The organism is Catenulispora sp. GAS73, from assembly GCF_041262085.1.
In the GTDB taxonomy this organism is placed as follows: Bacteria; Actinomycetota; Actinomycetes; order Streptomycetales; family Catenulisporaceae; genus Catenulispora.
Genome location: NZ_JBGCCM010000041.1, coordinates 22,450 through 35,634, shown reverse-complemented (window position 1 = coordinate 35,634; position 13,185 = coordinate 22,450). Strand labels below are relative to the sequence as shown.

The following is a 13,185-nucleotide window of genomic DNA, read 5'->3' as shown; positions in this document are numbered from 1 at the left end:
CTCTCCTCCCGATCTTCCGCTGGCACGCACAGGCTGCCATCCACCATCCGCCATGCACGCCGGCACATGCCTTGTTCCGTGTACCCGCGACGCTCGCCGGCTAGTCGGGGGTGGAGTTCATCGAGTTCATCAAGTCGCTCGTCAGCAAGGTCTTCGTGGTTTGCCGGATGTGGGCTTCCAGCAGGCTGGTCGCGAGCCCGACATCGCGGGCGATCGCCGCGTCCGCGATGTCGGTGTGCTCCTTGTGCACGTCGCGTTCTTCCCGCACCGCTCCCGGCCGGGCCCACCGCCGGTAGATCGCGGCGGAGTCGTAGGGCCCGCAGCGCAATTCCATCAGCAAGGGGCTTCCGCAGCCGGACGCGAGTGCGGTGTGGAACGCGGAGTGGGCATCCGACCAGGCTTCGGAGATCCCGTTCTGGTCGCCGGGCTCGATGGCCCAGCGAAGGGCGAGGGTCTCGATCTCGACCCGGACCGCGGTCAGGTCCTCCAGGCCGGCCCGGTCCAGCGGCGGGACGGAGAAACCGAGCTGAGGTTCGGAGCGGACCAGGCGCTGCTCGGACAGGCGCGTCAGCGCCTCCCGCACGACGGACAAGCTGACGCCGAACCGCTCGCACAGCGGACCGGCCTTGAGCCGGGAACTGCATGCGCAGCGGCGGTTCAGTACGGCACCGTGCCGGTTTTCTACCCGCGCCGACGTTGCGCTTCCCGCTCCGGCGGCGCGACGTCTCGCCACCAGCGTCCCAGCACGATCAGCCCTCGGAAGGTCGCACCGACTACCGCGATCGCCTCGGCGTTGACGAGCACGCCGATCTCGCCGCTGTGCCGGAAGAGGATCCACATCACGGCGGCCGTGGGCGCGGCGACGACCATGTTCGACAGCGTCCGTGACGCCAGCACCCGATCCGCCGGCCTCCAGCACCGCTGTGCCACATCGGCGGCGCGCAGCCGCAGCGCGGCGACGACCATCCCCGCCGAGGCACGCACCGCTTCGTGCGGCGGCAGTTCCGCGAGCACGGCCGACCAGTCGGAGCGAAGGCTGGCACGCCTGGCGCCGGCGATGCGTCCAGCCAGCGCGAACAGCCGGCGCGCCGTCCACGGCCTACGCCGCGGCCGCTTCGCGGAGGAGAAGAACCAGCCGGGGATGTCGAAGAACGGGAAAGGCAGAAGCACCTCTTCCTTCGGCCGAACGCGTTGCCCGGACGCCGCGGCGCTCACGGGACGTCTCCTACAGCGCCGCCTGGCACCGGGGCCCACAGGAGCTTCCGTCGACGCCGCTCGTCCCACTCTGCCCGCAAAGCGGCCAGCCCACAGTGCGTCACCTCGAAATAGCGCCGCCGAGGCCGATCAGCAGGCTGCGGCTCCTCCCAGAACGCCGAGATCAGGCCACCGTCCAGCAGGCGTTCCAACACCGGGTACACGGTTCCGGTCCCGTAGCCGGTCTTCTTGCAGATGGACAGGCCCCATTCGGGGCCGTCCGGTGCAGCGGCGGCCAGGAGACTGAGGACATCTAGTGCCGTGGCGGTCAGGCGCAGGCGTCGCGCTCCCATATTACGTAATGTAGAGCTCTGATAACCCTCTGTCGAGATCCTGAAAAACCTGGTCGAGACGGTGTTTCGCGCGCCTGGCCGTCCGTGTCGGCGCCGCGCTTCGAGTAAACCAAACGCCCCTTTTAGCCCGCTTCGCTCAGTGCCACCAGAGTGCGCAGGATCTCCGCCGGGGATGGCAAGGCCTGGTTGTGCTCCCGAACTGCTTGTGCTGCCTGCGGGAAGGTCGGGTTATCCAGAACTTCCTGCGCCGCGGCTCCGGCGTCGGCAGGGTCGGTGATGACTCGGGCCGCGCCCAACTTCTCGGCCCGGGCGGCGTTGATGGGATGGTCGGCGGCGACCGGGCGGATCACCATGGGCGATCCGGAAGCGAGCGTGCTGAGCACGGTCCCGGTGCCGCCCGCCGACACCACCAGGTCGGCTTCGGGAAGGATGCGCGCCAGCGGTACGAATCCCACATGACGAACGTTCGGTGCCTGGGCGGTCTCATCGTCCGCCGATCCGGTGACCAGGACGTTGAAGCCGGCCTCCGCCACCGATCGAACGAACTCCCGTTCCATGTCGCGGTCCTGGAACGTCGTGCCCAGTGTGATCAGAACCCGGGGACCGGGCCGATCGAACACCGGGGACTCGTAGACCGCGTCGGCGCGGTCGTACGGCATGATCCGGACCGGCAAGCGGTCCTGCGCCAGCGGCGCGCCGTCGCCGTGCAGCAGGTCCGGATACGGATCGACGTACGCCAGCCGAGGGGTCCCGGTCAGCCCGCGCTGCGCGAGCTGGGACGCGTACCGCTCGTCGAGGGCCTGCGCAAACTGGGGAGGCATACCGCCGGCGATTCCGTGGACCGCCCACGGAACCTTCAGCCTGGCCGCGACCGCGGGTCCGACGTAGTCCAGCGCGTCGCAGACGATGAGCCCGGGGCCGAACTCGTCCGCGCGCATGAACGCCTCGTCGAAGGTCAGGTCGACGCGGGTGCCGGCGAACATCTCCGCCGCCTCAGGCCCCACTCCGGCCCAGCGCCTGCCGAGCCGCTTGACCGTCTCCGCGGCACTGACCTCCATGGACGGCCCGGCGGCCAGCACCTCGAACGGCGCCAGCAGCCCTTTGAGGTCACCGGACGTCAGGATGGCGACCTCGTGACCGTCGGCGGCGGCCGCGGCGGCCATCGGCGTCAGAGGCAGCACGTGCCCGGCGACGGGAACAGCGCTGAAGAGGATACGCATAAGAACCACTCACTACCTGTTCTGCGGTTGTTGAATTCTGAGATACGAGTTCTGAGGTACGAGTTCTGAGATACGGGCGAAGGGAACCACTCGTCCTGCTGCTCGATGGCGGCGCGTCGCAGTTTCGCGCGCTGCGATGCCCGCGCACCTTCCGCCATGGAAGCCACCATGCCGGGCGCAGGATCGCGGGGATATCCCTAAGCTGTGGGATCGTCGGCAGTGCCGGACAGCGCGGCGGCGAGCGCGCCGCGTGAGGAGACGCCGACCTTGCCGTAGATCGCCTTGAGGTGGTCCGCCACCGTGTAGCGGGTGATGAACAGGGCCTCGCCGATGTCCTGGTTCGTCAGCCCGGTCACGACCAGGGCGGCGACCTCGCGCTCCCGGTCGGAGAGCTGGTGAGCGCGCATGATCAGCTGCTGGAGATCGCCTCGACGAGCCGGCTCGATCGTGACCGCGACGGCCCCGTGCCCCAAGGCCGTCGACTGCGACAGCGGGGCGGCACACAGCAGCAGCCAGGTGCCGTCCGTCGCGCGGATGCGCAGTCGAGGTGACCGGCGATCCGGCGTGGCACGGTTGAGGTCACCGGGCGTGACGCGTTCGACCAGTGCGTAGAGGAAGCCGGGAAGAGGGTCGCCGCCCGGAACGGGGCGCGGCAGCCGCGAGAGCCAGCGATCCGCGGCCGGCGTGGACGCGATGAGATGGCGATCGTGGTCGACCACGATCGTGCCCAGTTCGTCACCGCTCGGGGGTGCGCCGGCGGATTCGAGCGCGGCGCCGCGCAGCCTGCGCGCCAAGACCGGGACACTCTGTCCCACGGCGAGGGCGTCCTCCGTCGTGAAATGCGGATCAGAGCGCTCGCGGTAGAGGTGGAGCATGCCCCAATAGGCACCCCCGGCGGTGAGCGCGAGAGACAGGCTGTCGCCCAGCCCGGCGGGACCGGCGATCTCCGACCAGTACCGATCGCGGGCCAGGTCGCCACCGGTACTCACGCTCGTCGCGGTGAACCCGCGCTCGGCCAGCGTCGTGAGGTCGCGCGACGTGGGCCACGACCGGTGCAGCAACCGCTGGTGCCGCCCGACCACCGGATTGTCAGAAATGGCCCAGGACGGCAGCCACGTAGCGGGATCAACGCTGGTCCAGCACATCGAGCCGAAGCCGACGATCCGGCGCAGCGCGTCCACAACGGACCATTGGAACTCGACACCGGACACACTCGCCCCCGCCAACCGCTCGATCGTGGTTCTGGCACGCGCGGCAGTCGAGTACGCCATGTGCGGATCCTACGATTCCGAACGATCCCGTGCGGGCGCGAACAGCGGTGAAGCGGGCCTCGGCGCTCACAAGACCGTCCATGCGTCCAGCCCACGGCACGGATCTCGCAGCTCAAACCTTGTTGAGTCCTGCGACTTGGTGCCCTGGATGAGGCGCGGCGCAAGATCCTCGCGAAGAGACCCGATGTTCGGCGATGCGCAGGCAGCTCCGTCGTCCGCCGCGGATGATCTGGGCGACGGTGTGCAGCACCCGGTAGCGCAGCTTCTTGGGCTCGGCTTTCGAGAGTGCGGCTGTCCTGGTCAGAGGCTTGGCCAAACCCGCCTGGCCGCGGGTGATCGTGTGGCACGATCGGGGTCTGCGCTGGCGTGTCGAGCCGTGTCCGCCTCGATCCGGAAACGCAGGACGCCCGCCTGCTCCTGTGGGATGAGAGGCTGGTGGTGCTCGCGCAACTACTCGGCCGCGGCCTCGACAAGCGCCAGGATCCGCCGCTGGTTGCGCAGGCCGTCCGGTGTCTCGGACTCGGGGTCCACAAGCATCCAGCCGTGGCCGTCCCCGACGAAGGACTCGAAGTCGAACAGCTGCTGCCGATAGCGGTCCTCGGCCTCCGGCAGGTCGCGCAGATGCGCCAGCGGCGCCCAGGACGCCGGCTCGCCCGCCAGCCGCCAGCACGCGGCGTGCAGCGCCATCCGGTCGTCACCTTCCCCGTCGAACAGGTCGGCGCTGAAGAGCGGTCCCCCCTGACCTTCCAGGTCACCGTCGTGCACGATCCCTGAGACGGTCGGCATCAGGAGTGCGTCGCCGTCGATCCGCAACCCCAGCGCGTCGCGCAGCCACCCGTGTTCGCCCCCGAAGGCGACGATCGGGTCGCACGCGTCGCCGCCGTCGCCGCGCCAGATGTGGAAATAGTCGCCGACCTCGGCCGGAACGTAGTGGTCCTGCTGCACCGGCAGACCGCACACCTGGCAGTACGTAGCGAAGACGGCCATACTCTCAACCCCCACGGAGACGTCGCCCCTGCGGGGCCGGCGCTGAAAGCCTCACGGTATCGGCTTGGTCTGACCGCGCGCCGATTGGGCGCTGAGCGGCGCTCCGACCTCGCGCCGTGAAGACGTCGGCGCAACCAAGGCCTCCGCCGGCCCGGACTCTGCAACCCCCTGTTTCGCTTTGTCTCCCGCTACATCATCGGCTACGCGCGTATGAACCCGATCATGGGGCGCTGGATGGGTCCGACCGCCGGAGACTCCTGAAGCGCACCCTGATCTGGAAGAGAAGGAGCCGCTACCGTTCGGAGGCGGCGAACCTTCGGGCCGCGGGCCTCAGCGATAAGACCCACGGGGTGGCCAAGAGACAGCGCTAGAACGGCGGGGTCGGCGGAAGACCTCGGGACGCCTGTTCTGGGCAGAAGTCGGCCAATGAGTCAGACCTGGGGCCGTGGCTACCGCGTCCAACGGCGGCTGAGGGCAGTGAGCGACCGTCGCTTCAGCGCGACGCCTGAGATGATTTGGGTATGAAACCCGGCGAAGTGCAACTCCCACGCCGCATGGCTCACCTCACCAGGGACGAGCGTGGGTACCCGATGATCGCTACTGTGGGCCGGGGCCCGAAGGGCGTCGACTTCGGGGCGATTAACGAACGGCGCAAGCTCGCACTCGCGGTCTTCGACTGGTGTGCTGTGTGCGGTATGCCGTTCGGCGATGAGCTCAGATGGCAGGTTTTGTCCTTCTTCGGAGAGGAGTTCGACCGCCACGACGAGATGGGTTTTGGCGAAGCGCCCGTCCATGAAATCTGTGCCGTCTACGCAGCTCACGTATGCCCACACCTGTCGTCTCCGAATGCGCGGCTCGGTGACGAGCATCGGGCAGGGCAGCGGCGCGAGCAGACCATCAGAGTCGGCGGATTTCGGCGAACTACACGGGTAGATGTTCACCCGTCGCCCATACAGCCAGGCGTGTCGACGCTGACGTTCGGCCACGCCGACGAAGTCGATCACTTCGCTTATGCGCGACCGGAAGAGCTCGGGGCGCGGTATCACCAACTCTTGCGCAACGAACAGGATATCGTCGTCAAGCCGTCGGAGGCGAAACTGATCGCGCTGTTTAACTCTGTGGCCGATGAGAACAACGAAGACCCTGCGGGCGTTGTCGCCGGGGCAGCCATGTACGCTGGCGCCGCCTACGCCCCAGGCATCCTCTCGGTGCAGGGCCTCTCCGAGTACGCAGGCCACGCAGACAATGCACGCCTCTTCTTGGACCGTGAGAGTCTGCGCAGCTGGGCGATTGAGGCGCCCGACCCGTCTACCAGGCTCATGGCTCGCTGGCTCATCGCCCGCAACGACAACGTTCCCGAGGTGCTTGCCGGGTGGCGCAAGATCGGTCGAACCTCGCCACTCCCATCCAAGTCTCGTGGCCGACGAACGCGATAGCCGATCTCCAAGCTGAGATTTCTAACGAGCCACAGTGCTCCGACGGTGATACCTCCTGGCGATGTCGACGGCAGGCCGTGGCTCAGACCTGCCACTACCGCCGCCGCACCGTGAACGCCGACAACGGACACAGACCCCGCACTACAATCAGCACGGGCCCCGTCACCGGCGGAAACACCAAACCCCTGCTGGAGTACTAGGCTTCTGCCGTCTCAGCTGGCGTGTACGAGCTCTGAGGATCCCGGTATGAGCGTGTTCGCCTCTCCCGCCGTGGCGCGTCGACGGGCGCGCACCGCCTTCGCGGCCGCCGCCGTGCTGCTCGCCGGGGCGTGCTCCTCTCCCACGGCGTCCCCCGCCGCGCATGGCACGACCGCCGCCAGTACCAGTGCGAGCGCGCTGCCTACGGTCGGCCCGTCGGCCTCGACGCTGCCCGACTTGCCCTATGCCGCGTTCGACCCCGCGGAGCAGCTGGACCTATACCTGCCCGCGGCCGGGGCGCACCCGGCGCCGCTGCTGATCTGGATCCACGGCGGTGGCTGGCATACCGGCGACAAGACCCAGATCACCGGATTCGCCGGGCCGTCGGTCAAGGCGCCGGCACCGGGCCCGTGCCGCGACATCGTCGAGGTGCAGGTGCCCGACCTCGCCGAGTTGCTGGCCAAGGGCTACGCGGTGGCGGCGGTGAACTACCGGCTGACCCAGGACCCGGTGGCGGCCGCCCAGGACGCCAAGGCCGCCGTGCGGTTCCTGCGCGCCAACGCGCAGCGTCTGCGCCTGGACCCGGACCGGTTCGCGGCCTGGGGCGATTCAGCCGGCGGCTACTCGGCGCTGATCCTGGCCGTCACAGCCGGCCGGCGCACCGTCTTCGACGACCCGCGCCTGGGCCACGCGGACGTCTCCGCCGCGGTGCAGGCGGTGGTCGACGACTTCGGGGCCAGCGAGCTGACCGACCTGCCCGGCTCGCACACCGCGGCCGAAGACCCGTTCCCGTACATCGCAAGCGCGAAGCCGGGCTCGATCCCGCCGTTCCGCATCGCGCACGGCGACGCCGACTGCGTGGTGCCGGTACAGCACTCGCGCGACCTACTGACGGCCCTGACGAAAGCGGGGACGGCGGCGACGCTCACGGTGCTGCCAGGCTCGGGCCACGAGGACCCGGCGTTCATGCGCACCCAGTGGAAGCCGACACTCGCGTTCCTCGACCACATCTTCCACATGTGACCACGCGCTAGGGGCACTCACCCCGATCTAGGGTTTTGGACTGTCTAAGGTTCAAAACGGCTGATCTGAAGCACGGCGCGCAAAACAGGATTGTATGGGCCCGGCTGCTGGGTTTGAAGGACGCCGTGGTCGAGGACGTCGTGTTGGATACCGGTGGCGGCTGTCCTGCCCGGCCTGTGGCGTGGTGACCTGTCACGCCCCGTGGGCGCGGGCCGGGGCTGGACACACCCTCGCGCCGCGCGGCGCCTGGTGGCGGGGGTGATGGCGGGGGCCGGTGTCGAGGCGCTGCACTCCGCGGTCATCGGCACCGGTGGCATCGTGGACCCGGCGACCGGCGACCCGGTGTACGTCTGGGGGCAGCCGGAGTGGCATGAGGGCCTGGCGGCGCGGCTGCGCGCGGAGTGGGGCCACCCGGTCGTGTTCGAGAACGAGGTGAACCTGCGCGCCGTCGCGGAGCACCGGCTCGGCGCGGCGCAGGGCGAGCACTCGTTCGTGCTGCTGGACCTGAGCGAGGGCGTGGGCCTGGCGGTCGTGCTCGGGGGCGAACTGCACCGCGGCGCCTCCGGCGGCGCCGGCGAGATCGGCTACCTGCCGGTGCCGGGGGCCCCGTTCGGGACGTTCGCGCGGCACCGCGAGGCGCGGCCCGGCGGCTTCCAGGCGCTGGCGGGCGGGGAGGCCGTGGTGGAGCTGGGGCGCTCTTTGGGGGTGGTGGTCGGGGGCGGTGATTCCGGTGCCGGCGGCACCGGCGGGTTCGGCCGCGTCGCAGGCGCCTCGCCGGAATCGGCGACCGTCGCGGCGGCGGTGGCCGCGCAGAACGAGGAGTTCCTGGAGGCGCTGGCGCACCGGGTGTCGGTCGGCGCGGCGGCGGTGTGCGCGGTCCTCGACCCGGGCTTCATAGTCCTGAGCGGCACGGTCGCCCGGGCTGCCGGCTCCGGCTTCGCAACCCTCGTCGAGCGAGAGATCACCCGCCTGTCCCCGCTGCGCCCGCGCGTCGCGATGACGGCTCTGCCGGAGAACGCGATGCTGACCGGTGCGCTGATGACCGGGCTGGAAACCGCGCGGGACCAGGTGTTCGGGCCGGCGATGCGCTACACGGGGTGAGACGAGGCGGGCCAGGCACCGCGGCGCCTGGCCCGTCCGCGGTCACCGTCATGCCAAGCCGACCGACGTCAGCCAGGCCTTCGCGACGGCGTCCGGGTCCTGCTTGTCCGTGACGACCTTGGTGAGCAGGTCGATCAGGGTCTTGGTGTCGAGCTTGGCCGACACCGCGTTCAGGGCGCCCTTGACGGTGTCGCTCGCCTTGGACTTGTTGATCAGCGGGAGCACGTTCTGAGCGGAGAAGTCGAACTTCGGGTCGTCCAGGACGACGAAGCCGTTCTGGGTGATCGACGGGTCCGTGGTGAAGATGTCGCCGGCGTCGATCTGCCCGTTCTTCAACGCGTTCACCGTGAGCGGGCCGCCGGCGTCGAGGGTCTTGTAGTTCCCGAACGTGACGCCGTAGTTCGCCTTCAGGCCGGGGACGCCGTCCGGACGCGTCTTGAACTCGGGGGGCCCGCCGAGCGTCAGCCGGCTTGCGACGGCTGCCAGGTCGGCGATGGACGTCAGGTGGTACTTCGCAGCCACGTCCTTGCTGACGACGATGGCGTCCTTGTCCTCCGCCTTGGACTGGTCCAGGACCTCCAGCCCGGTGGGCACCGCCGTCTGCAGCGCCGCGTACACGTCGGTGGAGCTCACCGCGGTCGCTTTGGTGTCGAAGTACTGCAGCAGGACTCCGCTGTACTCGGGCAGCAGGTCGATGGATCCGTCCTTCAGCGCGGGGATGTACGTTTCCCGGCTGCCGATGTTCAGCTTGGTCGACACCTTGACGCCCTTGGCCTTCAGCGCCTCGGCGTAGATGTCGGCGAGCGCCACGCTCTCCTGGAAGTTGGCCGAGCCGACGACGATCGTGTCGGTCTGCGCAGGCGTGGTGTTTCCCGCGGTACTGGGCTTCGTGGGATTGCCGCTGCCGCAGGCTGTGACGGCGACCGCCGCGGCGGCGAGGGCCACACCGAAAAGCGTTCTGTTGCCTCTCATTGGTTCTCTCCTGATTCCGAATGCGTTCTGTCAGTACTTCGGCCGGGAACCAGATGGGGCCGTGGTTCCCTCCGCCCTCGGCGAGGGCGAAAGTCCGATGCGGAGGTCAGATCCGGGCGAACTCCGCCTCAGTGAGTTCGGCGCCCGGCGCGTTGGCGGGGCCGCTGAACCGCCGGGAACCGCTCTTGGCGTATCGCCCGGCGATCCCGCGCGAGACGACGGCGCGCTGCAGAAGAGCCAGCCCGAGGTCCGCCGCGACGGCGAGCACTGCGACGAGCAGCGCCCCGGAAGCCATCTGCGCGTAGTCCTGCTGCGACAGGCCGTCGAAGACGAAGCGGCCGAATCCGCCGAGCGAGACGTACGCGGCGATCGTCGCGGTGGCGACCACCTGCAGCGTCGCGCTGCGTATACCGGAGATGATCAGCTGCAGCGCACATGGCAGTTCCACCTTGAACAGCACCTGGATGCCGGTCATGCCCATCCCCTTCGCGGCGTCCCGGACCGCCGGGTCGACGTTCTGCACACCCGCGTAGGTGTTGCTGAGAATCGACGGGACGGCCAGCAGCACCAGGACGATCTCGGTCGGGATGAGATAGGCGGCGTCGCCCTTGCCGTGGATGTGCGGCGAGATGAGCACCACGAAGAAGATGAGCAGGCCGATCGTCGGCAGCGCCCGCAGGGAGTTGGCGATCCCCGACACGAACGCGGTCCCCCTGCCGGTGTGGCCGATCACCAGGCCGAGCGGCAGCGCGATCAGGGTGGCGATCACGAGCGCGATCACCGAGTATTCGGCGTGCTCGCTGAGCCGGGCCGGGACGCCGTCCGGACCGTGCCAGTTCGCGGAGGTCGTCAGGAACGTGAGGATGTCGTGGATCATGATGTCTTCACCGCCCGGCGCCAAGGCGTGAGCGCTCTGGTGGCCAGCACGATCACCGTGTCGAACGTCAGCGCGAGAAGGACGCAGAGCACGATGCCGAGGATGATCGGCGTGAAGTAGCTGAGTTGGAAGCCGTTGGTGAACAGCTGGCCGAGCTCGGGGACGCCGATGGTCGAGGCGACGGCGACCATGCTGACGTTCGAGACGGCCGCGACCCGCAGGCCGGCCGCGATGACCGGCAGCGCGATCGGCAGCTCGACCGAGATCACCCGTTGCAGACGCTGGAATCCCATCGCGGTGGCCGCCTGGGCGACGTCGTCGGGTACCGCGCTCAACCCGTCGGCGACGACGCGCACCAGCAACGCCACGGTGTAGATGGTCAGCGCGATCGCGACGTTGACCGGGTCGAGCACCTTGGTGCCTATCAGCCCCGGCAGGACGACGAACAGCGCGATGGAGGGAATCGTGTAGGTCAGTCCCGCGATGGTGACGAGCGGCCCGTAGAGCCACCGGTAGCGGCAGGCGAGCCAACCCAACGGCAGCGAGATGAGCAGGCCCAGGAGGACAGGTAGTGCCGACAGCCAGGCGTGGTACTCCAGCCAGGTCGTGATCTCCGCGCGGTGATCGCTCAGATAACCGAATATCATCCGGCCGCCTCCGCTGCCGAAGAGGGCGCAGCGGCGGCATTCCGCCGCGACGCCGCGAGCGCCTCTATCCGCTCGACCACTTGAGCGGCGGTCACCGAGCCGAGCAGGCGGCCGTCCTCGTCGACGATGACGCCGCGTCCGGACGGCGAGGACAGCGCTGCGTCGAGCGCCGCACGCAGGGACCCGCCCTGGGTGGCCAGTGTGCCGCCACGGTGCAGCAGCTCTGGAGTGATCTGGCCAGTCGAGGCCGTGGCAAGCGACAGCCAGCCTTGCGGCGTGTTCGTGTCGTCCACCACCAGCACCCAGCCGTCCTGCGCGGTCGACCCGACGCCGCCGGCCTCGCTGCCGAGCAGGACCGTCGGCTCGCTCCGCGTGGGCAGCTCGCCGGACGGCTCGAAGCCGAGTGCCCGATAGCCGCGGTCCCGGCCGACGAAGCCGGCCACGAAGGCGTCGGCCGGACGATTGAGCAGCTCCACCGGCGACGCGAGTTGGGCGAGCTTGCCACCGGTCCGCATCACCGCGATCTGGTCGCCGAGTTTGACGGCCTCGTCGATGTCATGGGTGACGAAGACGATCGTCTTGCCGAGATCTCCCTGGAGCCGGAGGAACTCATCTTGCAGCTGGGCACGGACGACGGGGTCGACGGCGCTGAACGGCTCGTCCATCAGCATGACCGGCGGGTCGGCCGCCAGCGCCCGGGCGACGCCCACGCGCTGCTGTTGACCTCCCGAGAGCTGTCCCGGATAGCGCTTGGCGAACTTGGAGTCCAGGCCGACCCGTTCGAGCACTTCCATCGCCCGGCCGCGCGCCTCGCGACGGTTCTGTCCGAGCAGCAACGGCACGGTGGCGACGTTGTCCAGCACCGTCCGATGCGGAAACAGTCCGGCATGCTGGATCACATAACCGATGCCGCGCCGGAGCTGAGCCGGCGAGAGCGTCCCGGTGTCCTGGTCGTCGAGCCAGATCTTTCCGGACGTGGGCTCGATCATCCGATTGATCATCCGCAGCGACGTCGTCTTGCCGCAGCCGGAAGGGCCCACGAACACCGTGATCTGAGCTGACGGGGCGATGATGTCGAGCTCGTCGACCGCCACCGTTCCGTCCGGATATCTCTTGGACACAGACTCGAACCGAATCATCCTGTTGCCACCTCCATGTGATCGCGACTCGACTGCCGCCCTGTCGCCCCCAACTGTTCGGCGATGGCGTGCGCCTCGTGTCTCACGATTTCGCCGAACGCACGCGTCTTCTGCTCGTCTATCCGGTAGTCGGGCCCGACGAGGCTCACCGCGCCGGCGATCCCGCCGGGCCGCCGGATCGGCGCCGCGATCGCGGTGACATCGGATTCGACACTCGATCGCCGCACCACGTAGCCGAGCTCCGGCACCACGCCGCGCAGGGCCACGCCGACCGCTGTGCCCTCCAGCGGGACCGTGCGCCCCACCCAGCTGGTGTGCCGGACCGCGTGGGTGCCCTCCACCATCCCGACGTAGAGCGCGGTGTCACCGGGGCCCAGGATGCTGATATACGCCGACTCCCCGCTGGCGGCGACGATCCGCTGCAGTGACGGTTCGGCGATCCCGACCAGCGACTCACGCCCGAGCGCGGTGGCGCCCAGCTGGATCAGCCGCGGCCCGGCCCGGAAGTAGCCCTGTGCGTCCCGGGCGACGAAGTCGGCACTCTCCAGGGTGCGGAGAAGTCGCAGTGCGGTGCTCGGGGACAGGTCCGCCCGGCGCGCGCAGTCGGTCAGACTGATCGCGCCCTCGGCACACACCTCGGCCAGCAGCCCGAGCGCACGCTCGACCGTTCGGGTCGCGGAGGGGGCCGAGGAAGTCCGGGTCTTCTCCACAGTCATTGGCCCCTCGAATCCGATGCGCTCGACTTTCATTGAATGAAAGCTCGCTGC

14 protein-coding genes are annotated in these 13,185 nt (G+C 69.1%); 3 read left to right on the top strand and 11 right to left on the bottom strand.

Translation table 11 applies throughout. The features are described 5' to 3' along the window. Positions 1 to 100 precede the first annotated feature (100 nt). From ABH935_RS42155 to ABH935_RS42130, 6 genes are all read right to left on the bottom strand, one after another. Complete coding sequence (locus ABH935_RS42155; protein ID WP_370383603.1) at positions 101 to 733, bottom strand: GntR family transcriptional regulator; 633 nt, start codon at positions 731 to 733, stop codon at positions 101 to 103. Then, positions 682 to 1,215 (bottom strand): hypothetical protein, encoded by a 534-nt coding sequence (locus ABH935_RS42150; protein ID WP_370383602.1) that lies wholly within the window; start codon positions 1,213 to 1,215, stop codon positions 682 to 684. Before ABH935_RS42150 ends, ABH935_RS42155 begins: the two co-directional genes overlap by 52 nt. Continuing rightward, entirely contained in the window at positions 1,212 to 1,547 is a 336-nt protein-coding gene (locus ABH935_RS42145) for a PadR family transcriptional regulator (protein WP_370383601.1), read from the bottom strand. The genes ABH935_RS42150 and ABH935_RS42145 overlap by 4 nt, the downstream gene beginning before the upstream one ends. 122 nt (positions 1,548 to 1,669) lie before the next feature. After that, positions 1,670 to 2,767 carry a glycosyltransferase gene (locus ABH935_RS42140; RefSeq protein WP_370383600.1) on the bottom strand — a complete coding sequence of 366 codons (1,098 nt, stop codon included), beginning with the start codon at positions 2,765 to 2,767 and terminating at the stop codon, positions 1,670 to 1,672. Between the two features lie 197 nt (positions 2,768 to 2,964). Beyond that, positions 2,965 to 4,038 carry a LuxR C-terminal-related transcriptional regulator gene (locus ABH935_RS42135; RefSeq protein WP_370383599.1) on the bottom strand — a complete coding sequence of 358 codons (1,074 nt, stop codon included), beginning with the start codon at positions 4,036 to 4,038 and terminating at the stop codon, positions 2,965 to 2,967. Between the two features lie 450 nt (positions 4,039 to 4,488). After that, positions 4,489 to 5,025, bottom strand: coding sequence for a hypothetical protein (locus ABH935_RS42130; protein WP_370383598.1), 537 nt, complete (start codon positions 5,023 to 5,025; stop codon positions 4,489 to 4,491). 521 nt (positions 5,026 to 5,546) lie between these two features. Between ABH935_RS42130 and ABH935_RS42125 the strand changes: the two genes are divergently transcribed. The 3 genes from ABH935_RS42125 (at position 5,547) to ABH935_RS42115 (ending at position 8,783) form a co-directional block, all read left to right on the top strand. Next, a complete protein-coding gene (locus tag ABH935_RS42125; RefSeq protein WP_370383597.1) occupies positions 5,547 to 6,461 on the top strand; it encodes a hypothetical protein in 915 nt (304 codons plus the stop codon). A gap of 246 nt (positions 6,462 to 6,707) precedes the next feature. Further along, positions 6,708 to 7,682 carry a prolyl oligopeptidase family serine peptidase gene (locus ABH935_RS42120; protein ID WP_370383596.1) on the top strand — a complete coding sequence of 325 codons (975 nt, stop codon included), beginning with the start codon at positions 6,708 to 6,710 and terminating at the stop codon, positions 7,680 to 7,682. A gap of 261 nt (positions 7,683 to 7,943) precedes the next feature. Beyond that, positions 7,944 to 8,783, top strand: coding sequence for an ROK family protein (locus ABH935_RS42115; protein WP_370383595.1), 840 nt, complete (start codon positions 7,944 to 7,946; stop codon positions 8,781 to 8,783). Positions 8,784 to 8,831: 48 nt separating this feature from the next. Here ABH935_RS42115 and ABH935_RS42110 read toward each other — a convergent pair whose 3' ends face one another. The 5 genes from ABH935_RS42110 to ABH935_RS42090 form a co-directional block, all read right to left on the bottom strand. Beyond that, positions 8,832 to 9,755, bottom strand: coding sequence for an ABC transporter substrate-binding protein (locus tag ABH935_RS42110; protein ID WP_370383594.1), 924 nt, complete (start codon positions 9,753 to 9,755; stop codon positions 8,832 to 8,834). 106 nt (positions 9,756 to 9,861) lie between these two features. Beyond that, complete coding sequence (locus ABH935_RS42105; protein ID WP_370383593.1) at positions 9,862 to 10,632, bottom strand: ABC transporter permease; 771 nt, start codon at positions 10,630 to 10,632, stop codon at positions 9,862 to 9,864. Then, positions 10,629 to 11,279, bottom strand: a complete 651-nt coding sequence (locus ABH935_RS42100) for an ABC transporter permease (protein ID WP_370383592.1) — start codon at positions 11,277 to 11,279, stop codon at positions 10,629 to 10,631. Before ABH935_RS42100 ends, ABH935_RS42105 begins: the two co-directional genes overlap by 4 nt. Continuing rightward, positions 11,276 to 12,418, bottom strand: coding sequence for an ABC transporter ATP-binding protein (locus ABH935_RS42095; protein ID WP_370383591.1), 1,143 nt, complete (start codon positions 12,416 to 12,418; stop codon positions 11,276 to 11,278). Before ABH935_RS42095 ends, ABH935_RS42100 begins: the two co-directional genes overlap by 4 nt. Further along, entirely contained in the window at positions 12,415 to 13,134 is a 720-nt protein-coding gene (locus tag ABH935_RS42090; RefSeq protein ID WP_370383590.1) for an IclR family transcriptional regulator, read from the bottom strand. Before ABH935_RS42090 ends, ABH935_RS42095 begins: the two co-directional genes overlap by 4 nt. Positions 13,135 to 13,185: the final 51 nt, after the last annotated feature.